Source organism: Corynebacterium sp. H127 (assembly GCF_037482665.1).
GTDB lineage: Bacteria > Actinomycetota > Actinomycetes > Mycobacteriales > Mycobacteriaceae > Corynebacterium.
Genome location: NZ_JBBHKY010000003.1, coordinates 186,672 through 210,032, shown reverse-complemented (window position 1 = coordinate 210,032; position 23,361 = coordinate 186,672). Strand labels below are relative to the sequence as shown.

Below are 23,361 nucleotides of genomic sequence, written 5' to 3'. Positions count from 1 at the left end.
TCGTTCGGGGTTTTCACTGTACTTAACTCCTTGGGTACGCCTGTGGGTCCTTCTGTGCAGCCTAATCAACTTAGCGATATCGTGTCTGGGACACTACATGTGACGAGACGAACTATGGAGGTGACCTGCATGCGCAAAGTGCTGGCAGTTTTGGCAGCTTTGACGCTGGCTGGGTGTACTTCTGAAAGTGAGTCTATGCAGTTTGGCCCCCACCCGACGCTGGTGCAGAACTTGGCGGATCAGGCGAAGCAGGAAACGGAAGCCGTAGCAAAGGCTGCGGAGGAAGAGCAAGCTAATCGTCTTGGGGTGACTGTGGATCGGTTGCGCGAAGCGAAGTCGCAGCTACCAACCCAGCAGCGCGCTAAAGTAGCAACGCTGATGATGGTCGGGGTTCGAGACTACGACGATGCGAAATTTGCACTCGAGCAGGGAGCCGGCGGGATCTTCATCGGTTCGTGGACTTCGCCCGCACTGTTGACAGAGCCTGGGCGCGATCTGAAGGCCCTGCGCGCAGAAATTGGGCGTCCGTTTTCCGTATCTATTGATGCCGAAGGCGGTCGTGTCCAGCGGCAGCCAGCACTGTTCGGTGCGGTGCCTGCACCGCGTAGTATCGCGGAATCCAAAACGCCAGCGCAGGCCCGCGCGATTGGATTCGAACTAGGGCGGGGACTGCGCACGGCAGGCGTGACGGTGGACTTTGCGCCCGTGTTGGACGTGGACGGCGGCAAAGCTGGCGGCGCCATTGGGGATCGCAGCTTCTCCAGCGATCCGGACACGGCTGCCCAGTACGGTGCGGCGTTCGCCCAAGGGCTGCGCGATGCCGGGATTCAACCTGTGTATAAACACTTCCCTGGTCATGGGCGTGTCTCGGGAGATTCTCACTTTGAAGATGTCACCTCACCATCGTTGGAATCTGTCAAGAGTGTGGACCTCGCACCGTACGGTCCGGCGCTGCGAGAGGCTCCAGGAGCTGTGATGGTGGGGCACGTACGGGTTCCGGGCCTAGGAGATGCCAGCCCTTCCACTATTAATCCGGCTGCTTATGCGCTGTTGCGTAGCGGAGATTATCCGGGCGGCGCCCCACACCGTGGGGTGGTGTATACCGATGACCTGTCTGGAATGAAGGCGATTAGCAATCGTTTGTCTACCCCGCAGGCGGCAACTGCGGCACTCGTGGCGGGGGCCGACTGTGCGTTGTGGATTTCTACGGGGGCGTTGTCTGAGGCGATCGATTCCACTGACAATGCAGTTTCCGCGGGTACATATCCCCAAGCTCAACTGGAAGATTCTGCATTACGTGTGAAACTGCAACAACTTGATCAACAGGGGTTTCGACCCGCAGGCTAGGAATTTAGTGGCTATTGTCACTAGGGTTGGGGGAGTTAATAGTCACTTTGTGCATGGAGTTGTATGTCCTCAGATCATTCCTTGAAGCCTAAGCGGAAGCGTGGCGCGATAGTCGCTGGCGTTCTTGCTGGCTTATTCGGCCTGTGTGGCCTTGCATACGGTGCTGATTACTTCCTCACCCAGGATCAAGTACCTCGAGGGACCACGATCGCTGGCGTGCCTGTAGGTGGAATGTCGCCGGAAGCGGCCGCCGCGAAACTCGCGGAGGAATTGTCTGCGCGGACAACTGAACCAGTGGACGTGGCTGCGGGACAACGGCAGGCACACGTTGATCCAACTACTGCGGGGCTCACTGTCGATTGGCAGGCCACTGTCGATGCCGCTGGTGCGCAGCCGCTCAACCCAATTGACCGGGTGTCTTCTTTCTTCTCCGAGCGGGAAGTTGGGATAGTCAGCGCAGTTGATGAAGCTCGCTTTGCCCCTGAGCTCACGCGAGTGCAACAGGAACTGACCTTCGCGCCGTCGAATGCAGCGGTAGCTCTGGCAGATGGCAAGGTGGCACCGACGCAGCCTATCGACGGCCAAAACGTCGATACGGCAGCGCTGCGCTCTGCGCTAGTTAGTGATTGGCTCGATCCGGCCGGAGTTGCCGTGCAACCGGAGGTGACCAAGCCTGAGATTGGTGCAGCAGCGCTTCAGAAAGCCGTGGAAGGCGATGCGAAGGTGGCTGTTTCTGGCCCGATCGTAGTTTCAGGCCGTGACGGCGTTTCCGGTGAAATCCCAGTGGAGCGCATGGGGGAAGTGGTGACCTTCGTTCCGGAGGGGGCTGGCTTCAAAACCGATGTCAATGTGGAGGCCGCGCGCGGGATTCTCGCGGAGAACTTATCCAAGACGGAAGTGAAGAAGAAGAACGCTGATATCTCCTTTGCTGGTGGTGGCCGGGCGGTGACTCCGTCCGTTGACGGCGTGAAGATCGATTGGGAAAAGGTCTTGGCTGATTTCCCGGCGCGGGTTATTGGGGCAGCGCCGCGCACTTTCGAAGCCACTTACATTGATGAAAAGGCTACTTTCACTACCGAAATGGCGGAGACTGCCACTTTCGATGACACGATCGGATCCTTTACCACCGGTGGTTTCTCGGGGGCCTCGGGTACGAATATCGCTAAGACTGCTGCGCTGGTGGATGGGGCAATCGTGGCGCCGGGGGATACCTTTTCCCTCAACGGCTGGACCGGCCCACGTGGTCGCGCCCAGGGCTTTGTGGAATCTGGGATCATCATGAACGGTCACGCGGACAAGGCGGTTGGCGGCGGTATTTCGCAGTTCGCCACCACGCTTTATAACGCCTACTATTTTGCGGGCATGGAGGACGTCGCGCACACGCCACATAGCTACTACATCTCCCGCTACCCAGCAGGACGTGAGGCGACCGTTTTTGACGGCGCAATTGACTTGGTGTTCAAGAACACATCCAAGTATCCGGTGATGATCAGCGCCGGGGTGTCAGGTGATTCGGTGACGGTGGCGCTGAAGGGGGTCAAGACCGTGGAAGTCGAGTCCGTTTCTGGCGGGCGTTGGGCTCCTACCCAGCCGCGTGAGATGAAGGTGCCGGGAGATTCCTGCCAGCCGTCCAGTGGCGCGCCGGGCTTCACGACGTCCGATACCCGCATCATCCGATCCCTGTCGGGCGCCGAGATTTCTCGAGACACGTTCACCACCGTGTATGACCCGCAGCCGATCGTTAGGTGCGGTTAAGCTCCACCGTCCATTGCTTGCCACGCTGCCATACGTGCAGGGTGCGACCATCGATCAGGTGCGCTACAAGATCTGGCGTGGCCGCCACTGGTCGCGTGCGGAACTCAGCTACTGGCAGCGTACACATCGGTTCTTCAGTTGCTGGATCAAGGTACTCGATCCGGTCTTCGCTCTCGTAGCCGGCGATCGTGCCGAGCGGAACCGGCACGCCACGACCGTCATTGATCTCCTTGACCACTGCGAGCTCAGCATCGAGCAGATATCCGCTGCCCCAACCGAGTGACACCGCATAGCCGTCGCCCCAGCGCATCGCGTTGTCAATCAGCCGCTCGAGGACACGCAAGGGACTTACCTCGATGCGTCCATTTGCATCCACCTTGCCCACGGAGGCGATCATGTCAGACGCATTCCACAACCCGACCAGGCCATCGCGGAACTCGTTCATGATCGACCAATCCTGGGGCGCCTGTGGCATCGGCTGCGATTCCGGCATTGATTGCTTGGAGGCGAACTTATCGCCAAGTGAAAAGGCGGTGTTGCCGTCGCTAAGCTGGCCGGCAGCAAACCGCAGCCGCGTGCCGACGGGCACCGGAATCGTCGTACGTTTCGTCTGCGCGCCGGTGCGGATATCAAAGCCGTGCGCGATGGGGAGGTCGGCGTCGAGGAGCCACAACTGGCCGTCGATAATGGCCGCGTCCGACGTAGCTAGGTCGCGGGCCGGGGCGGGGCGGTCTGGGCCGCGCGTATCGACGTCCAACACAATGCACTCCACTGATGCATTGGGAGCTTGTGGCCGATATCCGGTCGTCGTGTCCACCTCGCGCCACGTGATGAAGTCACTGCCGAAGCTGCGTTCTTGGACGAAGAGTCGTTTGATGTAGAGCAGGCTGGCGGTAGGTCCGGGGCGATCTCGGTCGATTGCCACATAGCCGCGGATTTCGGTGTCGCCTGCCAGTGGCTCGGTGCTGCTCAGTTCAGCGGTCCAGCCTTCGCCTGCGGCGTAACCCAGCCAACGGTTGTGGGAGTAGCGGGCTGGAAGTGCGGTCACCCGGTGGGTGGCAAGCTTTTCAGGTGCGGTGTATCGATTTTCGGGGATGAGCTCTAGGCTCTGGCGGGTCCAGTCCCCGACGGTGAAGGGGAAAATTGCGCCTTCGAGGATATCGGAGGTCAGCCATACTCGAAGGTCATCGCGCAGCGGTGGCAGTTCTTGTGGGGTTTCCGTGACTTCGGGTGGAGCCGGTGGTGCGAAGTCGATGGCCTCTCCAGTCCAGGAGATGTCCGGAATTGCGGTGAGCACCTCGAAACTGCTTGCTTCCACCTCGAACTCATTGTTGGTGATGGCAAGCAGCACGCCGGTTTCTTGGTCGATTCGCAACGTGGCCTCCGGCATGCTGAAGTGCGCATCCCAGGTGTTTCTGCCAAGCAAGGAGCCTTGCGTGACTTCCATGAAGGTGGTTGGGAAATTAAGGGAATCTCCGCTGCTCAGGAAGGGGGCACCCCCACCGAAGGCGGCGAAGGAAGTCTCGCGGTAGTAGGTGGGCAGCTCATCGGGGCGAAACACCCAGCAGCCTTTCTCGGAGCGGCGGAACACGTCTGCTTCGCCGCGGTAGGCGCGGAGGTTTGCGCCGTGGCGCTCGATGCACAACCCATCCGGGTTGGCGGCCACGATCACGGGGGTCATGACCCAGCCGAAGTCCGCGCCTTCTGATTGCCTTATCGTGCGGAGCGTGATCCGGTGGGGGACGGCGTCGCTTGACTGGAGTAGCGAGATGAACTCGGGGAGACTCTGCATGGGTTTTAGCTTAGATTCTCTGTTGCGCTGGGGAGTTTTGTTGCGCTTCAAAAGACTGCTCCTATTGCAGCGGTGCTGCGATTTCTAACAATTCCCCCGAAACAGTGGCACAGATCACGCTATGGCGGTACGGTTGGAAACAAATTCGTACCGTGAAAGAAGGTGTCTTGTGACCAGTGAAGTAGTCATCGTAGGTGCAGCCCGCACGCCGTTCGGAAAGCTGCTCGGCGGCTTGTCTGGCCTGAAAGCCACGGAACTTGGCTCCTACGCCATTAAGGGTGCCTTGGGCGATATTGATCCGAATGTGGTTGAGGCCGTGGTCATGGGGCAGGTTTTGCAGGCCGGCGCTGGCCAGAACCCGGCCAAGCAAGCGGCATTGGGGGCAGGAATTTCACCGAACGCGCACACCAATACCGTGAACAAGGTGTGCCTGTCCGGCCTCACCGCGGTGATTGACTCTGCGCGACTCATCCGGGCCGGTGAGGCAGAAGTCGTGGTGGCTGGTGGCATGGAATCCATGTCCAACGCTCCGCACCTGCTGCCGAAGTCTCGTACCGGCACCAAATACGGTGAGATCACGATGGTCGACCACATGGCGTGGGATGGTCTGACCGATGCCGGCAAAGCCATCTCCATGGGTGAGCTGACCGAAGAGTTTGCGGACATCTATCCTGTGGCTCGCCAGGAACAGGACGCCCTGGCTGCAGAATCGCATAATCGAGCGGAACAACATCGCAGCATCTTGGCGCGTGAGATAGTCCCAGTGACTATCAAGCAGCGCAAGGCAGATGTCACTGTTGCTGAAGACGAGGGGGTTCGCTCCGGCGCAACTGCTGAGTCCATGGCTGGCCTGCGCCCTGCCTTCACCAAGGAGGGAACCATCACCGCGGGTAGTTCTTCCCCAATCTCGGACGGTGCCGCCGCTGTAGTGCTGACCACCCGTGAGCGAGCTGAAAAGGAGGGCTGGGCGGTCATGGCAGTGCTGCGATCCCCGGGGCAGGTCGCAGGCCCTGATGCCTCGCTACAGGCGCAGCCGGCACATGCTCTGGAAAAGGCGCTGGAGCGCGAAGGGTGGAGTGCCGCAGATCTGGACATCATCGAAATCAATGAGGCCTTTGCTGCTGTTGGCGTCTACTCCGCGAAGCAACTTGGCGTGAGCCTAGACAAGGTCAACCCCTGTGGTGGCGCTATTGCGTTGGGCCACCCGATCGGGGCCTCTGGAGCTCGACTTGTGGCACACTTGGCGCATCGCTTGGCTAATGGCGAGGCGAAGAAAGTCGGCGCTTCCCTGTGCGGTGGCGGTGGCCAAGGTGAAGCAATCCTGATGGAGGCGAACTGAAGAATGATCCGAACTGAGATCCGCGGCCACGCGGGCATCATCACCCTCGACCGTCCGAAAGCCCTGAACGCGCTCAGCCACGAAATGGCCAACAGCATCACCCTCGCGCTGGAAGATTGGAGCGATGATGACACCGTGCAGTTAGTTATCGTGCGCGGTGCAGGTGAGCGCGGCCTGTGCGCCGGCGGCGACGTCGCAGCCCTACGCGAGGACGCGCTTAACGACGGCCATGCGGGCGCAGACTTTTGGGCGGATGAATACCGGCTGAACCTGATGATTTCCCAGTTCCCGAAGCCGTACGTTGCCATCATGAACGGCATTGTCCTCGGTGGGGGCGTCGGTATCTCAGCTCACGGATCGCACCGGATCGTTACCGATTCCACCAGGCTGGGAATGCCAGAAACCGGGATTGGCTTCGCCCCAGATGTTGGTGGATCATGGATTCTGGGACACGCGCCGGATAACCTCGGTGTGCATTATGGACTGACAGGAATCCATGAGGGGGGCGCGCAGGCCATCGAAGCGGGGCTCGCTGACTATCTCATTTCGGATCAAGACATCGAGGCTCTAGTCGGCGAGCTGTGCCAGACGGGGCAGGTAGGGGTCATTGAGAAGTATGCGGTGCAGGCTCCAGTCGGATTCGGACCGCGACGTGCCGAAATCAACCGCATTTACAGCGCTGATTCTGTCGAGGAAATCCTTTCCCAGCTCGATGCGCATGAGGAAGAGTGGGCAGCTGATGCTGCCAAACGGATCCGTCGTAACAGCCCCCTAGCGCTGAAGGTGACCTTGGAATCCATCCGCCGAGCACGCAGCCTGACGCTGGCCGATGCCCTCCGTGCAGAATACCGAGTGTCCTGCCATCTCCAGCAGCAACCCGACTTTGCTGAAGGTGTGCGCGCCCAGATCATTGACAAAGACCGCAACCCACAGTGGCAACCAGCTACCCTCGAGGATGTCACTACAGAGCACATCGACGCCATTTTCGCGCCGCTAGAAAAGGAACTGGAAATCTAATATGTCGTTTGAAAACATCCTGGTTGAACGTAAAGGTCGCGTTGGCATCATCACGCTGAACCGCCCGAAGGCGCTCAACGCCCTCAATGATCAAACCATGCGGGAAGTCGCCGCAGCGGCGCAAGAACTCGACCACGAGGACATCGGTTGCATCATCCTCACCGGTTCTGAAAAGGCGTTTGCTGCTGGAGCCGACATCAAAGAGATGTCCACCAAATCGGGAACTGAAATGTTCAACTTGGACTGGTTCGCCGGTTGGGATGCATTCACCGCTGTGCGCACTCCAGTGATCGCCGCCGTAAACGGCTACGCCCTCGGTGGTGGCTGTGAAGTTGCGATGATGTGTGACTTCATCATCGCCGGTGACAAGGCGAAATTCGGTCAACCGGAAATCAACCTTGGTGTCACCCCGGGTATGGGTGGTTCGCAGCGCCTTACCCGCGCGGTAGGCAAGGCAAAAGCAATGGAAATGTGCCTCACCGGGCGCATGATGCCAGCGGAAGAAGCCGAACAGTCTGGTCTGGTTGCCCGCGTTGTGCCAGCAGAATCCCTGCTTGACGAGGCTCTGAAGACTGCGGAAACTATCGCAGCTAAGTCGCTCGTTGCGTCCCGCATGGTTAAGGAACAGATCAATGCCGCCTATGAGATGACTCTGGCTCAGGGCATCCAGTACGAGCGTCGTACCTTCCACTCCCTCTTTTCTTCTGAAGATCAAAAGGAAGGCATGGCTGCCTTCGTGGAGAAGCGCGAACCAGAATTCAAGCACCGCTAGCCCACGTCGGTAGGCGGCCTCGCCCCGAGCTCCCCAGCGCGTCATTGTTGTATAACGCACGTGGCTGGGGATGCTTGGGGTTTTAATTTTGAGGAGCGGATGGCCGTGATTTTTGCTATCACTTATAAAACGGGGATCGATATTCAATTTTCGCTTTAGAAATAGGTGTTGCAGGAGTCGTGAAGGTTCTCAAAGAATACGCACTTGTCATTGTCATGACGATTGCGCTCATCGCCGTCGTTCATGTCCTTGTCGGGCGGATGTATGTTGTTCCTTCGGGATCGATGGAACCCACGCTTCATGGATGCCCCGGGTGCCAGGGTGATCGCATCGTTGCGGAAAAGATTTCCTACTACTTTTCCGAGCCGCAACCGGGTGACGTGGTGGTGTTTGATGCCCCGGAGTCTTGGCACAATGAGCCCGCCACGTGGAGCGTCGTCAAAGCCTTGGGATCGATAGGGCTGGGACCGGGCGGAGATCACATAATGGTTAAGCGAGTTATCGCTGTGGCGGGGCAGACGGTGTCCTGCCAACCCGGTGATCCGGCGATCATGGTCGATGGAAAAGCAACGAACCAAGAGTTCATCCTGCAGCCTGCAGCCCAGCCAGTGGCCGTTGCGAGCGGATCGGAGAACTGTGGCGGCGCCTACTTCGGCCCGATCGTGGTTCCCGAAGACCGGCTATGGGTCATGGGAGATAATCGCACGATGTCTGCGGACTCACGGTTTCACATGGGGATTGAAAACGGTACCGTGCCGACTCAGAATGTGGCCGGTAAAGTCACGGCTAAGATCTGGCCATTGCAGCGGATCGAATTCGGGTTGACAGAGAAAATTGACTAGGAGCTCACAACGATGAAAACCCCAGCCAGCCGAATTGCCAAGCCGAGCAATTTTATCGAGAAACTGCTTGCCTGGCAGCCACTGCAGATCTTCACTGGCATTTACGGAAAAATTGCTATCGGTGGGCACTTGATTGTTAGCGATGATGCGGTGGTGTTTGAGCCACATGCAGTCAATCTCTCTAACGAGGTCGTGCGGATTCCGCGCGAGAACATTGCGAAGATACACAAAAAGCAGGCCTTAGCCGCCGCCATTTTGGTGGTGGAGCTTGTTGATGGCACAGTTGAGCAGTTCATTTCCTGGAAACGGAACGAGATTATCGCCGCCGTGGGGAAATAGCGCTCAAGCGTCACCCAATGTGCGTCGAAACGCCGTCAGCTCTGCTAACAAATCCGGCTGAACGTTGAGGGATTCAAAGAATTCGTTGAGCGCGGGGGTTGCCGAGGATACTAACGCGATGCCTTGGTCCGTGATGCTAACGAGGATCCCGCGCCCGTCTTTTGGGTCTCGGGATCGCGAAACTAGCCCGTCCTTTTCCAATACCGTGACCATGTGCGTCACGGAGGCTGGCGGAATGTTAAGCCGTGAGCTGGCCTTCTTCATGGGCAGTGCGCCGGAGCGGGAGAACATGAGCAGGGTCAGCAATTCGTAACGGGAAAAAGAGATCCCGAAGGGGCGCAGTATCGCGTCCGCTTGGACAGAGAGCAGCGCCCCGATGCGCACCAGCGAAGTAACCGTCGCCATCCCTTGGGAAGCTGACTCCCACCCCCGCTGCTGCCAATTGCGTTGCGCTTCAAGTACAGGATCAAAAGGGGTGGGCATGAGGAAATACTAACCCTTCAGTGAAGGAAAATCCGCGTCGGAGAACTCGGTGGATACCGAGGTAGCCCCGCCGTCGCCAGCGTGGATCTCACTTTCCCGCTTGCGCAGGTCAACGCGGCGAATCTTGCCAGAGACGGTCTTTGGAAGCTCATAAAACTCGATCCGGCGGATGCGCTTGTAGGGTGCCAAGGTCTCACGACAGTGTTTCAGGATCGACTCGGCCGTGTCTGCAGAAGGAGAAAACCCACTGGCCAATGCGATATAAGCCTTTGGTACGGCGAGGCGGATCGGGTCTGGAGAAGGAACCACTGCCACTTCCGCCACCGCCTCGTGCTCGATGACTGCGGACTCGAGTTCGAAGGGGGAAAGGCGGTAGTCGGAGGCTTTGAACACGTCATCGTCACGGCCGACGTAGGTGATGTAGCCGTCGTCGTCACGCTCAGCGATGTCGCCGGTGTGGTAGTAGCCGTCACGGAAAACCTCGGCGTTTTTCTCGTCGGCATTGTAGTAGCCCGGGGTCAGTCCGACGGGGCGGGGATCAATGGACAGGCAGATTTCGCCGTGATTGGTCTCCTCGCCGGTGATGGGGTCGATCAGGCGCACGTCCATGCCTGGTAGTGGACGCCCCATGGAACCTGGTTTTACGGGCTGTCCTGGGGTGTTGGCGATCTGCAGCGAAGACTCGGTCTGGCCGAAGCCATCGCGGATTGTGGTGCCCCAAGCACGTTCGACGGTGGCGATCATCTCTGGGTTGAGTGGCTCGCCGGCGGCAACCAGCTTGGTCGGTGGGGTTTTCAGGCGGGAAAGGTCCGCTTGGGCGAGCATCCGCCAAACGGTCGGTGGGGCGCAGAAACTGGTTACGCCTTCGCGGCCCATCGTATCCATCAGCGCTGCGGCGTCGAAACGAGAGTAGTTGTATACAAAAATGGTGGCGCCGGCAATCCACGGGGCGAAGAAGTTGGACCAGGCGTGCTTTGCCCAGCCGGGTGCTGCCACATTGAGATGCACGTCCTGTGGGGTCAGCCCAATCCAGTAGACGGTGGTGAGGTGGCCGACTGGGTAAGAGGTGTGGGTGTGCTGCACCAGCTTCGCCTTCGACGTGGTGCCGGAGGTGAAGTAGAGGAATAGTAGTTCGTCGGCCTGCGTTGCGACGCCAGCAGTGAACTCGGTGGCTGCCTGAAAAGACTCGGTGTACTGGATCGTAGGGTGCGTGTCCTGTACTGGGGCTTCGTTGCCGACCTGGATGATGGTGAGTTCACCGGTGACAGGGCCGAACTTCTCGGCATCCTCAGGGTTGACTACCACCCAGGACACCTCGGCGCGTTCGGTGCGATCCTGGAGGTCTGCGGTGCCGAGCATCGCGGTGGCAGGGTTCATGACAAAGCCACCCTTGATGCAGGCCAGCATGCATTCCCAGAGTTCGACTTGGTTGTTGAGCATCAGCATGATGCGCTCGCCGCGCTTAACGCCGATGTCGGTGAGCCAGTTGGCAACTTGGTCCGAGCGCTCCTTCAACTCGGCGAAGGTGCGGCGTGTCTCGGAGCCATCGATCTCGATGATGACGAGAGCCTCTTGGTCTTTGCTTTCTCCTGTGGCCAGGGCATCGAACCAGTCCAATGCGAAGTTGAAGTTTTCGAAGCGAGGCCATTCAAAGGCTTCGCGGGCCGCGGTGTAGTCCTGTTGATGCTTGATGAGGGTGTCGCGCGCCGCGCGGAACTGTTCGGTGATGGTGGACATGGTGGCTCCTTACAGTGAAGTTCAACTTCAATGACGGAGGTGAGAGTGAGCCAGCTCCGCCACAATGACAGTTGTGATCTAGGTCGCAATCCGAGCCTAGTTGCAAGTTGAACTAAATGCGAGGGCTTTCGAGAAAAAGTTAGTGCGGGGCGGAAATTCCATGCAGGACGAGCTGACCTAGCTCGCGGTAGGCATCTCCGAAGGGGATGGTGGCGGCGAAGTCTCCCTGCTGAATCTGCTCCATTGCGTGCTGAATAAGGAGGGTGACAAAGCTGGGAGAGGTGGCCGAAAACTCGCCGGATTTCACGCCGCGCTCAATAATGTCGGAGATCTTCTTGTTTGCGGCCACGGTGTTGAGTTCGTAGATTGGGCGGGCTACTTCTTCGGTTGCTAGGTCTCGCATGAACTCCGGCGATGCTGAGGAAAGTGCCGTGGTCATGGCGGAAAAATAGGTTTCCAAGATTGTCTTTTGAGAGCGGATCCCCGTCAGTTGGGCATCCACTCGGCGGGTGATCTCTTTAAAGAAGGTAACCAAAATCCGCCGGACGATCTCATCGCGAGAGGTTCCAAGCGCGTACATCGTCGACTTGGAGCAGTGGAACCTGGCAACTGCGCCGTCGATAGTGAATGAGTGAAATCCTTCGCTAAGGAAGGAAGTGTATAGGGCGTCGAAAAGCTCGCGTTGACGTGCGGTGAGCATAAAAACCCTTCAAAGTAGTGACGTGGCGCACATTAATCTGTACGCTTGGCAGTGAAATCGTACTAATTATCCTAGTTCACTAGAGGAGAAGGGCATGCCGCCACTACTTGGGAATCAACCTCACCTGGCGAATATCGAATTTCCTAACGCCGATATTCTCGCAGTTGCAGACATGCTTTCCCCCCAAGAACAGGAACAACTCCAAGTGATCCATGAGTTCCTGCAAACCGAGATACGGCCCAACGTGGGCGAGTACTGGGATCGCGAGGAATTGCCATTTGAGATGCTTCCCAAGCTCGCAGCCCACGGCCTTGGCGAACTGGACTTCATCTCCGACTCCCGCCTGTTCAAGGGATTAGTTTATGCGGAAGTGACCCGCGCTGACGTCTCCCTCTCTGCGTTAGTGGGTATCCATAATGAGCTGATCGTGGACTTCATCAACGCCATGGGCACTCAGGAGCAGCAGGACACCTGGCTGCCGGGGTTACGCCAGTTTGAGAAGGTTGGCTGCTTCGCACTCACCGAACCGGACCACGGCTCCGATATTGCCGGCGGATTGGCCACCACCGCGGAACGAACGCAGGATGGCTGGCTGATCAACGGCGCCAAACGCTGGATTGGTGCGGGTACCTTTGCGGACTTCGCCCTCGTCTTTGCGCGCGACGTTGCTGACAATGAGATCAAGGGCTTCCTCGTGGAGCTCGACCGCGAGGGGGTATCTACCAGCAAGATCTCCCGTAAGCTGGGCCTGCGCATCATGCAGAACGCCGACATGGAGTTCAAGAACGTCCACATCCCGGCCGAGAATCAACTCCCGGGCGCGGCCTCCTTCGCCGCCACCAACGTGCTGCTGCGCAACTCCCGCGCCTGGGTCGGCTGGCAGGGGGCAGGCATCCAGCTGGCCATGTTCGACGCCGCCCGGCGCTACGCAATCGAGCGCGAGCAGTTCGGCCGACCGCTGGCCAAGTTCCAGCTCATCCAGGAGCCGCTGGTGCGCATCCTGGGCAACGCAACGGCGTCGCTGTCGATGATGGCGCAGGTCGCTCGCATCCAGCAGGACGACGAAATGGACATGCCGCACGCGGCCCTGGCGAAGGCCACCACCACGCGCCTGGCCCGCGAGTCCGCCGCTGCCTGTCGCGGGATCTTCGGCGGCAATGGCATGTGCACGGACTTCGAGGCATCCAAGCTCATGGCCGATGCCGAGATCATCTTCACCTACGAAGGTACCTACGAAATCAACTCACTCATCGTCGGGCGCGCAGTCACTGGCCGCTCCGCATTCGTGTAAGGAAACTGCAATGGACATCAAGAACAAAGTAGCTATCATCACTGGCGGCGCATCCGGTCTCGGTGCCGCAACGGCCCAAGCGCTTGTCGACGCCGGCGTGAAAGTATTCTCCTTCGACCTACAGGCAGGCGACATCGAGGGCGTCACCTACCTGACCGTGGATGTCACTTCCCCGGAGGCAGTCACCGCGGCCGTTGCCGAGGCTGCCGCCGCTGGCGAGCTGCGCCTGCTCGTGGCCTGCGCCGGTATTTGCCCATCCCAGCGCATCATGGGGCGCAAGGGGCCGCATGACCTGGGCCTGTACGCCAAGACCATTCAGGTGAACCTCATTGGCACCTTTAACGTCCTGACCGCGTTCTCCGAGGTTGTCGCAGGCCTCGAGCCGGTAGATGAGGACGGCCAGCGTGGCGTGGCCATCATGACCGCCTCCGTCGCGGCCTTCGAAGGCCAGGTCGGCCAGGCCGCCTACGCGTCCTCTAAGGGTGGCATCTACGCCCTGACCATCACCGCCGCCCGTGACCTCGCATCGCTGGGCATCCGGGTGTGCTCCATTGCGCCGGGCGTGGTGAACACCCCGATGATGGCCTCGGTGTCCGACGAGTTCCGCGAGGAACTGGAGTCCCGCGTCCAGTTCCCTGGCCGCATGGCGCACCCGGCAGAGTACGCGCAGCTGGTCCAGCAGATCGTGGCAAACAACTACCTCAACGGCGAGACGATCCGCCTGGACGGCGGTTTACGCATGCCACCGCGCTAACCTGCGAGTTTGAGATCATCGCGACTGGTTAATCAGCCGGCTGGCAGGCGGAAAAGGATGCTGAAACGGGGCGCCTGTCGCAGACCCTAGCGGCTTGTGATCTTATCCACCTGGGCTTGCGCGAATCTGAGCAAGGTTTCATCGGGGACGTCTTGTGATGTAGTGACCTGGAAATAGGCACCATCGACCAGGCCGCCGATAACCTTGTGTGCCTTGCCGGCCTCGCCCATCGCTGCGATCTCACTGCCAGTCATGGTGACGCGCGCTGCCCGCAGATCTTCGGCGTTGTCGACTGAAAGGTCAAGCTTTTCGGCAGTGTAGGTAGTTTTCTTGTTGCTCCTGGCGAAACTCTCACAGGAGCCGATATCGGACGGAAGCATCTGATCAGCTGGTATGTCGCCACTGTTGACGCTGACCGTGATCGCGCCGTCAGAGTCGGAATCGAACTCGGAAATGGCAATACCGGTTGGATTTGCGATAACCTTTGCGATTGCGCTCATAGCAGTTGGTGCCAGCTGCGCGCACTCGGCTGGGTTTGTTTCCAAGTCAACTGCCATAGCAGTCATACGATCGCTGGAGCCGGGGCTTGCGAGCTCATTCTCTTCGATGAGTTTGGCGATGTCCGTGGCCTCGTATCCCGCTACTTCACGCAGCAGTACGTCTGGGGCGTTAACGGGTGTGGTGTTTTTCTCACGGGCGGGGGCAGCGCCATCGGAAGTGCTTGAGGAGCAGCCAGAAAGGGCGCCGAGGGTACAGGCGCTTAGCGCGACGAATGTCGCTATGGACTTGATACGCATGTGCTTGAAGCTACATCGGGTGTTGGACACTGTTTGATTCTGGAGGATCTCACAGATAAGGCTGCAGTCCCCAATATGGGAACACTGCCTTTGAAGTCGCTTTCATTGTCGGGCTAGCTGAGTGCATGATTTGGTCGAGGGAGAGATCCCGCATCGGCCCGGCAGCCCCGGGATCTCCCCAAGTTACCGAGCAGGGCGCGCCGACGCGTCGGGACCAGTTGTGGGGCATCGGGGCCGCTGCCTCGAACGGCACCCCAGCGACGGCAGCCAACAGCGCCACCCAGATGCGCGCAACGCTGTCACGCTGATAGCCACCACCGCCCAGCGCAACCCAGCGCCCAGACGCGTAGCGGTCGGCCCACCTGCCGATCGAAGAATACGCCCGGTATAGCGCATCCACTGAGAGGGAAAGATCGGCGAGCGGGTCGGAAAAGTGCGGGTCCGCGCCGTGCTGGGAGATGATGATTTCCGGCCGGAACACCTTCAGCAGTTGCGGGATGATCGAGTGGGAGGCGCGCAGCCATTCCGCGTCGCCGGTATCGCGATCCAGGGCGATATTGACCGCGGTTCCTAGCGCCGAGGGGCCGCCGATGTCGTGGGCGAATCCCGTGCCGGGAAACAGATAGAGTCCGGATTCGTGAATGGAGATGGTGAGTACCCGCGGGTCGTCCCAAAATTCTTGCTCCACACCATCCCCGTGGTGTGCGTCGACGTCGATGTACGCCACCCGCGTTGCACCATGGTCGAGCAGGCGTCGAATAGCGATCCCTGCGTCGTTGTACATGCAAAACCCGTGCATCTTGTTGGCGTGCGCGTGGTGGAGCCCACCGGCTATGTTGATTGCTCTCTTCCGTTCCCCGTTCCATACGGCATCAGCAGCGGCCACGGTAGCCGACACAATGTGCGCCCCAATCGAGGTCATAACGGGGTTCACCACCGGATTGTCTGCCACACCGATGCCATGCTCGAGCGAGGGCTCGCCAGTCAGCAGCGCTTCTATATAGCCAGGGGTGTGAACGAGTTCCAGCAGTGATCGCGTCGGCTCTGGTGGCACCTCCACATCAAATTCCGAGAGGATGTCAAAGTAGTCCGCGAGTTCCACGGCCAGCCGAACGCGGTCCGCTCCCATCGGGTGGGTGTCGCCCAGGTTGTATCCATACAGGGCGTCGTCGAGAAGCAGCAGCGGTTTCATAGTGAGCGCGCTAACGGGTCGCGTTCAATGGCTAGTGGGGCGAGACGGATGCGGGCGCCCACGACGGTGGTGCCGTCGGAACTGGCGATGGCTGGGGTAAGTTCCACGTCGACGATCGCAGCGATGTCATCTTTCAGGCGCGCTACCTGCATAATAAGGTGCTCAATCTCGCTGAGCGGCGTAGGACGGGAGCCGCGGTAGCCCATGAGGAGTGGGGCGGCGCGCAGTTGCTTGATCATGGCGCGAGCGTCGGTGCGACGCAGTGGCGGCACGCGCCAGGCGGTATCGCCGAGCAGTTCCGACGGCGGGCCAGCGACACCGAGGGAGACCATCGGTCCGAGCACCGGATCTTCAATCGCGCGGATGGTGAGCGTGGTACCCGGTTTTACGGTCGGCTGCACGACCATGTCGGCGCCAATACCCAAGTCAGTAGCCATGGTCTCTAGGGTGTGCCAGGCATCTTCCAATGCAGACGGCGTGGTGATGTGCCGCATCACCGCGGACAGCTCAGGTCGCCCGCGTACGGCCGAGTGAATGTTCTTGAGTACCACGTTCCAGCCATAACTCTCCGCGGCCGTAATCGCCTCGTCGAGCGTGGTAACCGGTGTCCACGGCACCAGGTAGATGCCGTAGGTGCGCAGCAGCTCGGCAGATTCTTCGTCGCTGGCCCAACGACCCTCAGACGACTCTGCCAGGATGCGCTGCACGAGCTGCGTGGCGGCGGCCTTGTCGCCCTGCCCAAATTCGTCTGTCGGAGTCGGCCGAGCTGCGGCGCGCTGCTCTTCGGAAGTCAAGATGAGCGACACCGCTTCGATAGCATCAGCGTAGGTGCTAAACACCGGCAATTGCCCGCGCTTTTCGACGCCTCTTCGATCCTCTTCCAGTGCCCGGAAACCGACGAATGTACTGATCAGCGGGGTGGTTTCGGTGGTTGCTGCGAGTTCCTTCAGGCCCTCGTACGCTGCTTCAAAGAGTTGCTCGCCGATCTCCACGATGCCGCTAAGAACCACGTCAGATTCGGCCAGGGCCTTTTGGGTGGCTTCGAGAATGCCGGAGACCGGGTCCTCCAACACAGTGATTGCTGTAGCTTCGAGACCGAAGCGCTGGGCTGACTGGGCCATTTGTGCGGTGAGCCCCGCGGAGTTGGAGATCACAGTGATCCGCTTGCCGCGCGGTACCGGCTGCCGGGCGAGGAGCTGGGCGATGTCGAACATCGTCTCCCTGCGGGTGACTACCATTGCGCCAGTGTTGCGAATGACCTCATCCAGCGCGGTAGTCGAGGCGGTCTCCAAGTTGGATTGGTCGTAGTGCCGTGCCGATTTCAAGGCACGGGAAGGGATGAAAACCACCACGCGCTTTTCCATGGCCAAGCGGCTGAGCACGCGGAAGAACTTGCGCGGGTTACCGATCGTGTCGAGGGAGAGCAAACAAATGTTTGTGGCGTCATCATCTGCCCAGTATTGGATGACATCGTTGCCGGTGACATCGCCAAAGGAGCCTGCGCCGATGAACGAGCTGAGCCCGCAGCCGCGATTCAACGCGTAGGACAGCGTGAGCGTCGCTATGCCCGCGGACTGTGTGAACAGCCCGACCGTGCCTGCGCGTGGCATCGGCGCAGGTGAGGCGTTGAGCTGCGTGTGTGTGTTGATGAGGCCGACTGCCGCTGGGCCCAACGCACGCAGACCATAGTCGCGCGCCTTATCGACGAACGTTCGTGCATCTTCGAGGGCAACTCCAGGATTCTTGGACCCGGCCAGCGCCACCACTCCGAAAGCATTCTTTTCGGCGGCGTTTTTGAGTGCGGCTTCAAAGGTGTCAGGGTCGTGCTCGACGATGACGAGGTCTGTATTTTCTGGAATTTTCTCGTAGTCGGTGGTGCCGGTAAGGATGCGCAGTTCACCCTGGAAACGGGCCTGGGTGAGGTTTGGGACAACTGATTGCATGCGATCTACATCGCCGATCACAGCTACCGATGTTGGTTGGAGCAAGCGGCGGATCGAGTTCGCCTCGGCGCGCAGTTCGCGACGAGCCATGACCTCACGGGAGGTTTCCGTCGGGTCGATGGGGAAGTTGACGGTAATGAAGCCGTCTTCCAGCTCCGGATTGACCTGATAGCCGGCCTTGATAAAGGTCTGCACCATGGTGCGGTTTTGGGTGAGCATTTCCGCGAAGAAGGTTTCGATGCTGCATTCCCGGCCGATCTGGGCCAGGTGCTCGAGCAAAATATTGGCCACACCCTTGTGGTGGTGGTCATCCTGGACCAGGAAGGAGACATCGGCGGTCCTGGTCTCGCCGGGGATGAGAGCGTACTTCGCAGTGGCGACGATGTCTTCGCGGTCCACCATCACTAGGGTGACCCGGTCGTGGTGGTCCACGTCCATCCAGTTCTTGAGATCTTCCTCCGTGAGTACCGGGTGTGCGGCGAAAAACCGCAGGTACTTGGACTTATCGGAGACCCTTGCGTAAAAGTTCTGGAGCTCTTCGCGGTCCTCGGGGCGCACGGGGCGCAGCGTGACGATATCGCCGTCATTGAGGACGACGTCGGCTTCCCAATGCTGCGGAGTGTTCATGTGGCCTAGCCTACAAAGATTCGATGAAGATCTAGGGCTAATGACAAAAAGAGAGCGGTTTTGTAACCGAGGTGCCGATTTTACTGAACTAGCCAATGAAGTCTTCGAAATTGCAGTAGACCGGATTGTGAAAGAACTCTGTTTGAGAGACCGCGACGAGGCGTAGAAATGATCGAAGAATGGGCCCCTGATAAGACGACCACGGTCTGGATGAACGTGGTCGGTCTTGGAACCACGATTGCTGGGCTTGTCGGGTTCGCAACCTTGTATGCGGCAGTCAATTCTGGGACGGTGGCTTTTGCCATTTCCGCTCGTGAGCTGGTGCTCATACTGCTCACGTTCTTAGTATTCGCACTGCTCATTGTGGTGCATGAGCTGCTGCATGGCTTCGCTCTGCGAACATTGGGCGCCAAGCCGAAATACGGCGCCACGATGGTAGGCGGGGCGATGCCGGCGTTTTATTGCACGTCGCCGGGTGTGCTGCTCTCGAAGAAGGCGTTCACCTATGTGGCATTGTTGCCGGGGATTGTGCTGGCTGTGATGCCCGCACTGTGGATCATTTTTCACGGCCCGTTTGCAGGATGGCTAGTGGTGCCAGCTGCGATGTTGCTGGGTGGCGCGGTAGGGGATTGGTTCATGACAGTTGTCGCACTTCGCGCGCCACGCGGGGCGCTGATTGAAGACAACAAAGAGGGGCTGCGGATTCATCTGCCTGCCGAGTAAGACTGCAGTGATTTGCTAGCTCCAGGCAGTGGGGAGCGGAACATCCAGATCAAAAGCAAAGATCATTGCTTGAGCCAAAAGGGTTTCCTGCTGATAGGTGAGAAATCCGACTGTCTTGCCGAGTTTGTCGCTGGGAATAGTGATGGTGTTGTCCACTGTGCAGGCGCACCTATGGTCTAGGCCGTTGCGCTGATCCAGGACAACTTCGCTGGACAAACCTCGGATTGTTGTGGTGATAGGAGCAACCGTTACCCGCATCATTGCTGGTCTGGCTAGCTCTCGGGTAAGTACAACCACAGGGCGCGTCTTGTCCAAGTTAGCTAAGCAGATCTCACGCATAGTGTTGTCCGGCCCAATCGATGAGGAGATCCAGATCATCGGATTCGCTGGAGTTGGCCAAGATGTGGGCATCCCGAATCGCCATGCGACGACGAATCTCGCGCTCGACCGCGCTCGTGATGACCTCAGTTCGGCTACTGGCTTCGCCTGACTTAACTAATCCGTCCAAGAACACAACCTGCTCATCAGGTAACCGGATTGCAATTTGAGTGGACATAATTGAAGCGTATCCCATTTTGGGATACGCTTCAACGGTTGACCGTCTGGTATATCCGTCGTAATGTCAGATATATAAGACATGGAGGTGTTGGGGATGGCGAAGAATCTGAGACTCAAGGCAGCACGCGTGGCTATTGGCCTGACGCAGCAGCAGCTTGCCGATGACGTAGGAGTTACTCGCCAAACGGTCAATGCCATCGAGCAGGGAAAGTACAACCCCACTATTTCCCTGTGCCTCGCACTGTGTCGCAGGACCGGCAAAACCCTTGATGATCTGTTTTGGGAGGACAACCATGAAATATGACGAGCGCCAACTCCAAGCCCGCGGCAGAATCGGGAACCGATCGCTAGCACTCGCGATGATCCTGCTCATGGTGTTAGCGAGCGCACAAGAGTTTGGGCTGCTGAACGCAACCCCGTTGGCGGCTGCCCACACAGTGCTGTGGACAACGTTGAGCTATTTCTGCGTGGCAGCAATTCGCTCGGATGCGTACCTGGAACGGGGCATGAAGTGGCCACCCATACTCGCAGTATTTGGCGGGTTCATCTTCCTCTACGTTGTTGTGGCGGTCAAGAATATTGCTAAAGGAACGTTCTTTCCTGACGGGAAGCTGGACACGGAATGGTCCATGTTGATGATGCTCGTTTTCTTTGTCATTACCTTTTCCGCTGGCCTGTGGAAGTCGCGTGAAGAGCGAACGCTTGAGTAGCTAAGTGGTGGCCGATGGCGTTCAAGAAGCGGGGGGGGGCAAACAATCTCCGCCACCACAGCACGACGAGGCCGAGCAGCAGAACGTTGATAATCGCACTGAGCACGATGCCTAGGGTGGTGAGGTTATCGCCCGCAAGGAAAGCCGTGAAGTCATAGACGAAATGCCAGACGATGCCCGCCCACAGGCTGCGCGTGAGTGCGACGAGTTCTGCGAGCAGTAACCCGATGAGGAACGCGTAGATCACTTGCAAGAAGAGGTAGATCGGCCACTAAAGGCGTTGCTCAAATGCAGTACGCCGAATAAGACGCCGGAAACAACAATTGCGAACTTTTCACCGCGAATGCGTAGCGCGGCGAGCAGCAGGCCACGGAACCAAATCTCCTCATTAAATGCGACAGTCAAAGTGAACAGTAAATAGGGAACCACGAGCGATGCCCCGATGTGAACACCCTCGACCAAATTCAATACTGGGAGAATAAACAGCGGCAGACCAACCGCCCAGCCAACCGGCGTCCGGAAGCCATACTCTGCAAGCGAATGCTTGCTTACTTTCATCCACAGCACACCAAGCAGAGCAGAAAGTGAGATGAATCCGACGAGGACGTAAATGACTGTGGCGTCGTCAAGCTGCATCACCTGGCCGACCGCCGACCCCACCGCGGTGAGCAGCGTACCGAGGATGGCGATCCCGATACCGACAAGGATTGGGTGCTTAGTCTTCCAGGTGGTCATGAGGCATCCTTCAATTGGGGTTGCCTACAAGAATACGCTGGTTAATCCCGCATTCTAGGAAAAGTAGACTTCCTGCTGTGTCTGCTTGATCACCGGTGCCATGTCCTGTCCACGCAGCTCAGATAGCGTCTCCAAGGTGCCTCGCAGGGACGTGACCACGTCCCCGGCGCTCACCACCGCGCTTGTCGACGCCGGTAGGTCACTTTCCAGCAGAAGTCGATTTTCAGGCACTTGCTTCACATATGCCCGGCCTTTCTTTCCCTCCAGCACGCTGGGATGCACGGAAAAGTAGCCACCGATCTGCATTAACCGAGTGAGCTCATCGCTTGTTCCCGAGAAACGGTGGAAGACGGGGATTACGTTGTCGGGCAGCATATCCAGGACTTCAGTCGCCGCCCGCACCGCATGAATGGAGAGCACGTAGGGGCGGTCCTTCAAGAAGGCAAAGATTCGGCGCAGTGCCTCAAGCTGCAGTGGAGCTGATTCAACCCGGCGCGGGCTGAAATCCAGGCCTATCTCGCCGATACAACGAGTCTGGGGGAGATTGTTGGCGAAAGTTTCCAGTTCTTCCTCGAAAGTCGGCCCGACCCACCATGGATGAAATCCCAGCGAAGGGAGAGTGCCGGGCTGAACCTGGAATTCGGAAGGAAGCACAGTCTGTGCCACCACCTGCACGTCGGATTCGGCAAGCTCTGCTAGCAACGTGGTGCGTTGGGATGCAGGCACAAAGTCCAGGTGAAGGTGGGTGTCTAGGAGCACGGTGTCGCCTCGTCCACGGCCGCCAGAGCTTCCTCGCGGGTCCGGAACAATCGTGGTGGTCGAGCCATGGGTTCCAGCCCCGCCAATCGCTGGATCACCTTGCCGGCAATCATTAACCCCATGATCGGTGGCATGTAGCTCATTGAGCCAAGACTCTCACCTTTGGTTCGCCCCGCATTCAACTTCACTGGTACCTCGGTGGAAAACAACACCTCAACGCCCTTGATTCTGCGCTTTTGGCACTCCAGGCGCATCACTTTCGACATTTGGCACTGGGTGGTTTTGCGCAGGTTGGCGAACTTCAGCAGGGAAGGATCCATCCGGTTCGCCGCGCCCATCGAGGAAAGTAGCGGCAATCCCTCTGCGGCGCACCAATGCGCGATGGCGAGTTTCTGGGAGATGGTGTCGATGCAGTCCACAACATAGTCCGGCCGGGGGAGCTCGCCCAAGACGGAAGCAACATTGTCTGGGGCGAGAAAGATGTGCTGTGCGACTATCTCGCAAGAGGGGTTGATATCCTGCACCATCTCAGTCATCACCTCGGTTTTGGCACGACCGATGGTGGAGGTAAAAGCGATTGCTTGGCGGTTGATGTTGCTCGGTTCCACTACATCGCGATCAAGGAGAATTAGCTTGCCAACGCCACCACGTGCAAGCGCCTCCGCACAAGCGGAACCAACGCCACCGAGGCCGAGAACCATGACGGTTGAGTTCTTGAGATTGCCTAAACCGTCGTCGCCAAGCAAAAGATGTAGGCGAGCGAATCGCTCAGAATGCACTAACAAAAGCCTTCTCAGTAAGTGGAGCCGATGACGGGAATCGAACCCGCGTATGCAGCTTGGGAAGCTGCCATTCTACCATTGAATTACATCGGCATATTGCTCTGCAATAGCGACTATCCTAGCACTGCAGGAAGCTACTTAATAAATCACCGCACGGGTCGGTCGTGTGTGCTTCCGCCACAAAGTTTGAGTGGGATCTAGCGTCGCTGGTCGATGGCGTCGATAAGCTGGTGGCAAATATCACCGCGGTGGAGCCTGCCCGACAGATAGGAGCTGGAGACCATGGTGGGCGCGATCTTCCAGACGGCGGACAAAGATCAGGCGGAGCAGATGCCGCCTCGATTGGCGGCCCGGGATTGGGTAGTTT

Annotated in this window: 25 protein-coding genes and 1 tRNA gene; 12 read left to right on the top strand and 14 right to left on the bottom strand. The window is 58.7% G+C overall.

Annotated features, from left to right (window positions below; translation table 11 throughout):
• The first annotated feature begins 129 nt into the window (after positions 1-129).
• On the top strand, positions 130-1,347 hold the full coding sequence (locus tag WG936_RS05005; RefSeq protein WP_339572267.1) for a glycoside hydrolase family 3 N-terminal domain-containing protein: 1,218 nt from the start codon (positions 130-132) through the stop codon (positions 1,345-1,347).
• A 63-nt stretch (positions 1,348-1,410) separates the two neighbouring features.
• On the top strand, positions 1,411-3,102 hold the full coding sequence (locus WG936_RS05000; RefSeq protein ID WP_339572266.1) for a VanW family protein: 1,692 nt from the start codon (positions 1,411-1,413) through the stop codon (positions 3,100-3,102).
• Here WG936_RS05000 and WG936_RS04995 read toward each other — a convergent pair.
• On the bottom strand, positions 3,089-4,894 hold the full coding sequence (locus WG936_RS04995) for a hypothetical protein (RefSeq protein ID WP_339572265.1): 1,806 nt from the start codon (positions 4,892-4,894) through the stop codon (positions 3,089-3,091). The two genes, WG936_RS05000 and WG936_RS04995, sit on opposite strands and share 14 nt — an antisense overlap.
• 121 nt (positions 4,895-5,015) lie before the next feature.
• On the opposite strand from WG936_RS04995, the gene WG936_RS04990 reads away from it, so the two are divergent.
• From WG936_RS04990 to WG936_RS04970, 5 genes are all read left to right on the top strand, one after another.
• Entirely contained in the window at positions 5,016-6,233 is a 1,218-nt protein-coding gene (locus WG936_RS04990; RefSeq protein WP_339572264.1) for an acetyl-CoA C-acyltransferase, read from the top strand.
• Positions 6,234-6,236: 3 nt separating this feature from the next.
• Entirely contained in the window at positions 6,237-7,250 is a 1,014-nt protein-coding gene (locus WG936_RS04985; protein WP_339564075.1) for an enoyl-CoA hydratase/isomerase family protein, read from the top strand.
• Between the two features lies 1 nt (position 7,251).
• Positions 7,252-8,022, top strand: a complete 771-nt coding sequence (locus WG936_RS04980; protein ID WP_339572263.1) for an enoyl-CoA hydratase — start codon at positions 7,252-7,254, stop codon at positions 8,020-8,022.
• A 179-nt stretch (positions 8,023-8,201) separates the two neighbouring features.
• Positions 8,202-8,864: a signal peptidase I gene (gene lepB / locus WG936_RS04975; RefSeq protein ID WP_339572262.1), complete on the top strand. Its 663-nt coding sequence runs from the start codon at positions 8,202-8,204 to the stop codon at positions 8,862-8,864.
• Between the two features lie 12 nt (positions 8,865-8,876).
• Positions 8,877-9,203, top strand: a complete 327-nt coding sequence (locus WG936_RS04970) for a hypothetical protein (protein ID WP_339572261.1) — start codon at positions 8,877-8,879, stop codon at positions 9,201-9,203.
• Positions 9,204-9,206: 3 nt separating this feature from the next.
• Here the strand turns inward: WG936_RS04970 and WG936_RS04965 are convergent, their stop codons facing one another.
• The 3 genes from WG936_RS04965 to WG936_RS04955 form a co-directional block, all read right to left on the bottom strand.
• Positions 9,207-9,686: a MarR family transcriptional regulator gene (locus tag WG936_RS04965; protein ID WP_339572260.1), complete on the bottom strand. Its 480-nt coding sequence runs from the start codon at positions 9,684-9,686 to the stop codon at positions 9,207-9,209.
• Positions 9,687-9,695: 9 nt separating this feature from the next.
• Positions 9,696-11,423 (bottom strand): AMP-binding protein, encoded by a 1,728-nt coding sequence (locus WG936_RS04960; RefSeq protein ID WP_339572259.1) that lies wholly within the window; start codon positions 11,421-11,423, stop codon positions 9,696-9,698.
• A 139-nt stretch (positions 11,424-11,562) separates the two neighbouring features.
• The gene (locus tag WG936_RS04955) at positions 11,563-12,123 is read right to left on the bottom strand and encodes a TetR/AcrR family transcriptional regulator (protein WP_339572258.1); all 561 of its coding nucleotides are present in this window, start codon (positions 12,121-12,123) and stop codon (positions 11,563-11,565) included.
• Between the two features lie 94 nt (positions 12,124-12,217).
• On the opposite strand from WG936_RS04955, the gene WG936_RS04950 reads away from it, so the two are divergent.
• A complete protein-coding gene (locus tag WG936_RS04950; RefSeq protein WP_339572257.1) occupies positions 12,218-13,414 on the top strand; it encodes an acyl-CoA dehydrogenase family protein in 1,197 nt (398 codons plus the stop codon).
• A 10-nt stretch (positions 13,415-13,424) separates the two neighbouring features.
• Entirely contained in the window at positions 13,425-14,168 is a 744-nt protein-coding gene (locus WG936_RS04945) for an SDR family NAD(P)-dependent oxidoreductase (protein ID WP_339564067.1), read from the top strand.
• 86 nt (positions 14,169-14,254) lie between these two features.
• Here WG936_RS04945 and WG936_RS04940 read toward each other — a convergent pair whose 3' ends face one another.
• Genes WG936_RS04940 through WG936_RS04930 form a run of 3 tightly spaced genes read right to left on the bottom strand, consistent with a single transcriptional unit; the run spans position 14,255 to position 18,727 of the window.
• A complete protein-coding gene (locus tag WG936_RS04940; protein WP_339572256.1) occupies positions 14,255-14,965 on the bottom strand; it encodes a hypothetical protein in 711 nt (236 codons plus the stop codon).
• Between the two features lie 49 nt (positions 14,966-15,014).
• Positions 15,015-16,157 carry an acetoin utilization protein AcuC gene (locus WG936_RS04935; RefSeq protein WP_339572255.1) on the bottom strand — a complete coding sequence of 381 codons (1,143 nt, stop codon included), beginning with the start codon at positions 16,155-16,157 and terminating at the stop codon, positions 15,015-15,017.
• On the bottom strand, positions 16,154-18,727 hold the full coding sequence (locus tag WG936_RS04930; RefSeq protein WP_339572254.1) for a GNAT family N-acetyltransferase: 2,574 nt from the start codon (positions 18,725-18,727) through the stop codon (positions 16,154-16,156). Before WG936_RS04930 ends, WG936_RS04935 begins: the two co-directional genes overlap by 4 nt.
• Positions 18,728-18,895: 168 nt before the next feature.
• On the opposite strand from WG936_RS04930, the gene WG936_RS04925 reads away from it, so the two are divergent.
• Positions 18,896-19,450, top strand: a complete 555-nt coding sequence (locus WG936_RS04925) for a DUF3267 domain-containing protein (protein ID WP_339572253.1) — start codon at positions 18,896-18,898, stop codon at positions 19,448-19,450.
• A gap of 15 nt (positions 19,451-19,465) precedes the next feature.
• On the opposite strand, the gene WG936_RS04920 is transcribed toward WG936_RS04925, so the two are convergent.
• Both WG936_RS04920 and WG936_RS04915 read right to left on the bottom strand, forming a co-directional pair.
• Entirely contained in the window at positions 19,466-19,789 is a 324-nt protein-coding gene (locus tag WG936_RS04920; RefSeq protein WP_339572252.1) for a type II toxin-antitoxin system PemK/MazF family toxin, read from the bottom strand.
• On the bottom strand, positions 19,782-20,006 hold the full coding sequence (locus WG936_RS04915) for a ribbon-helix-helix domain-containing protein (RefSeq protein ID WP_339564061.1): 225 nt from the start codon (positions 20,004-20,006) through the stop codon (positions 19,782-19,784). Before WG936_RS04915 ends, WG936_RS04920 begins: the two co-directional genes overlap by 8 nt.
• 96 nt (positions 20,007-20,102) lie before the next feature.
• Here WG936_RS04915 and WG936_RS04910 point away from each other — a divergent pair, with 96 nt between their 5' ends.
• Together WG936_RS04910 and WG936_RS04905 are read left to right on the top strand one after the other, a co-directional pair.
• Positions 20,103-20,312: a helix-turn-helix transcriptional regulator gene (locus tag WG936_RS04910; protein ID WP_339572251.1), complete on the top strand. Its 210-nt coding sequence runs from the start codon at positions 20,103-20,105 to the stop codon at positions 20,310-20,312.
• Positions 20,302-20,718, top strand: coding sequence for a hypothetical protein (locus WG936_RS04905; RefSeq protein ID WP_339572250.1), 417 nt, complete (start codon positions 20,302-20,304; stop codon positions 20,716-20,718). The genes WG936_RS04910 and WG936_RS04905 overlap by 11 nt, the downstream gene beginning before the upstream one ends.
• Here WG936_RS04905 and WG936_RS04900 read toward each other — a convergent pair.
• The 5 genes from WG936_RS04900 to WG936_RS04880 form a co-directional block, all read right to left on the bottom strand.
• Positions 20,666-20,965 (bottom strand): CPBP family glutamic-type intramembrane protease, encoded by a 300-nt coding sequence (locus tag WG936_RS04900; protein ID WP_339572249.1) that lies wholly within the window; start codon positions 20,963-20,965, stop codon positions 20,666-20,668. The genes WG936_RS04905 and WG936_RS04900 overlap by 53 nt on opposite strands.
• Complete coding sequence (locus WG936_RS04895) at positions 20,962-21,453, bottom strand: CPBP family intramembrane glutamic endopeptidase (RefSeq protein WP_339572248.1); 492 nt, start codon at positions 21,451-21,453, stop codon at positions 20,962-20,964. The genes WG936_RS04900 and WG936_RS04895 overlap by 4 nt, the downstream gene beginning before the upstream one ends.
• A 54-nt stretch (positions 21,454-21,507) precedes the next feature.
• Positions 21,508-22,212: a TatD family hydrolase gene (locus tag WG936_RS04890; RefSeq protein WP_339572247.1), complete on the bottom strand. Its 705-nt coding sequence runs from the start codon at positions 22,210-22,212 to the stop codon at positions 21,508-21,510.
• Positions 22,203-22,991: a tRNA threonylcarbamoyladenosine dehydratase gene (locus tag WG936_RS04885; protein WP_339572246.1), complete on the bottom strand. Its 789-nt coding sequence runs from the start codon at positions 22,989-22,991 to the stop codon at positions 22,203-22,205. Before WG936_RS04885 ends, WG936_RS04890 begins: the two co-directional genes overlap by 10 nt.
• A 22-nt stretch (positions 22,992-23,013) precedes the next feature.
• Positions 23,014-23,087, bottom strand: a tRNA-Gly gene (locus WG936_RS04880).
• Positions 23,088-23,361: the final 274 nt, after the last annotated feature.

Coding starts and splice junctions, on each gene's coding strand:
- WG936_RS04980 (WP_339572263.1), top strand. CDS start 7,252: ATGTCGTTTGAAAACATCCTGGTTGAACGTAAAGGTCGCGTTGGCATC.
- WG936_RS04990 (WP_339572264.1), top strand. CDS start 5,016: ATGGCGGTACGGTTGGAAACAAATTCGTACCGTGAAAGAAGGTGTCTT.
- WG936_RS04995 (WP_339572265.1), bottom strand. CDS start 4,894: ATGCAGAGTCTCCCCGAGTTCATCTCGCTACTCCAGTCAAGCGACGCC.
- WG936_RS04925 (WP_339572253.1), top strand. CDS start 18,896: ATGATCGAAGAATGGGCCCCTGATAAGACGACCACGGTCTGGATGAAC.
- WG936_RS05000 (WP_339572266.1), top strand. CDS start 1,411: ATGTCCTCAGATCATTCCTTGAAGCCTAAGCGGAAGCGTGGCGCGATA.
- WG936_RS04970 (WP_339572261.1), top strand. CDS start 8,877: ATGAAAACCCCAGCCAGCCGAATTGCCAAGCCGAGCAATTTTATCGAG.
- WG936_RS04985 (WP_339564075.1), top strand. CDS start 6,237: ATGATCCGAACTGAGATCCGCGGCCACGCGGGCATCATCACCCTCGAC.
- WG936_RS04920 (WP_339572252.1), bottom strand. CDS start 19,789: ATGCGTGAGATCTGCTTAGCTAACTTGGACAAGACGCGCCCTGTGGTT.
- WG936_RS04955 (WP_339572258.1), bottom strand. CDS start 12,123: ATGCTCACCGCACGTCAACGCGAGCTTTTCGACGCCCTATACACTTCC.
- WG936_RS04965 (WP_339572260.1), bottom strand. CDS start 9,686: ATGCCCACCCCTTTTGATCCTGTACTTGAAGCGCAACGCAATTGGCAG.
- WG936_RS04950 (WP_339572257.1), top strand. CDS start 12,218: ATGCCGCCACTACTTGGGAATCAACCTCACCTGGCGAATATCGAATTT.
- WG936_RS04905 (WP_339572250.1), top strand. CDS start 20,302: ATGAAATATGACGAGCGCCAACTCCAAGCCCGCGGCAGAATCGGGAAC.
- WG936_RS04930 (WP_339572254.1), bottom strand. CDS start 18,727: ATGAACACTCCGCAGCATTGGGAAGCCGACGTCGTCCTCAATGACGGC.
- WG936_RS04945 (WP_339564067.1), top strand. CDS start 13,425: ATGGACATCAAGAACAAAGTAGCTATCATCACTGGCGGCGCATCCGGT.
- WG936_RS04935 (WP_339572255.1), bottom strand. CDS start 16,157: ATGAAACCGCTGCTGCTTCTCGACGACGCCCTGTATGGATACAACCTG.
- WG936_RS04940 (WP_339572256.1), bottom strand. CDS start 14,965: ATGCGTATCAAGTCCATAGCGACATTCGTCGCGCTAAGCGCCTGTACC.
- WG936_RS05005 (WP_339572267.1), top strand. CDS start 130: ATGCGCAAAGTGCTGGCAGTTTTGGCAGCTTTGACGCTGGCTGGGTGT.
- WG936_RS04960 (WP_339572259.1), bottom strand. CDS start 11,423: ATGTCCACCATCACCGAACAGTTCCGCGCGGCGCGCGACACCCTCATC.
- WG936_RS04895 (WP_339572248.1), bottom strand. CDS start 21,453: ATGACCACCTGGAAGACTAAGCACCCAATCCTTGTCGGTATCGGGATC.
- WG936_RS04910 (WP_339572251.1), top strand. CDS start 20,103: ATGGCGAAGAATCTGAGACTCAAGGCAGCACGCGTGGCTATTGGCCTG.
- WG936_RS04915 (WP_339564061.1), bottom strand. CDS start 20,006: ATGTCCACTCAAATTGCAATCCGGTTACCTGATGAGCAGGTTGTGTTC.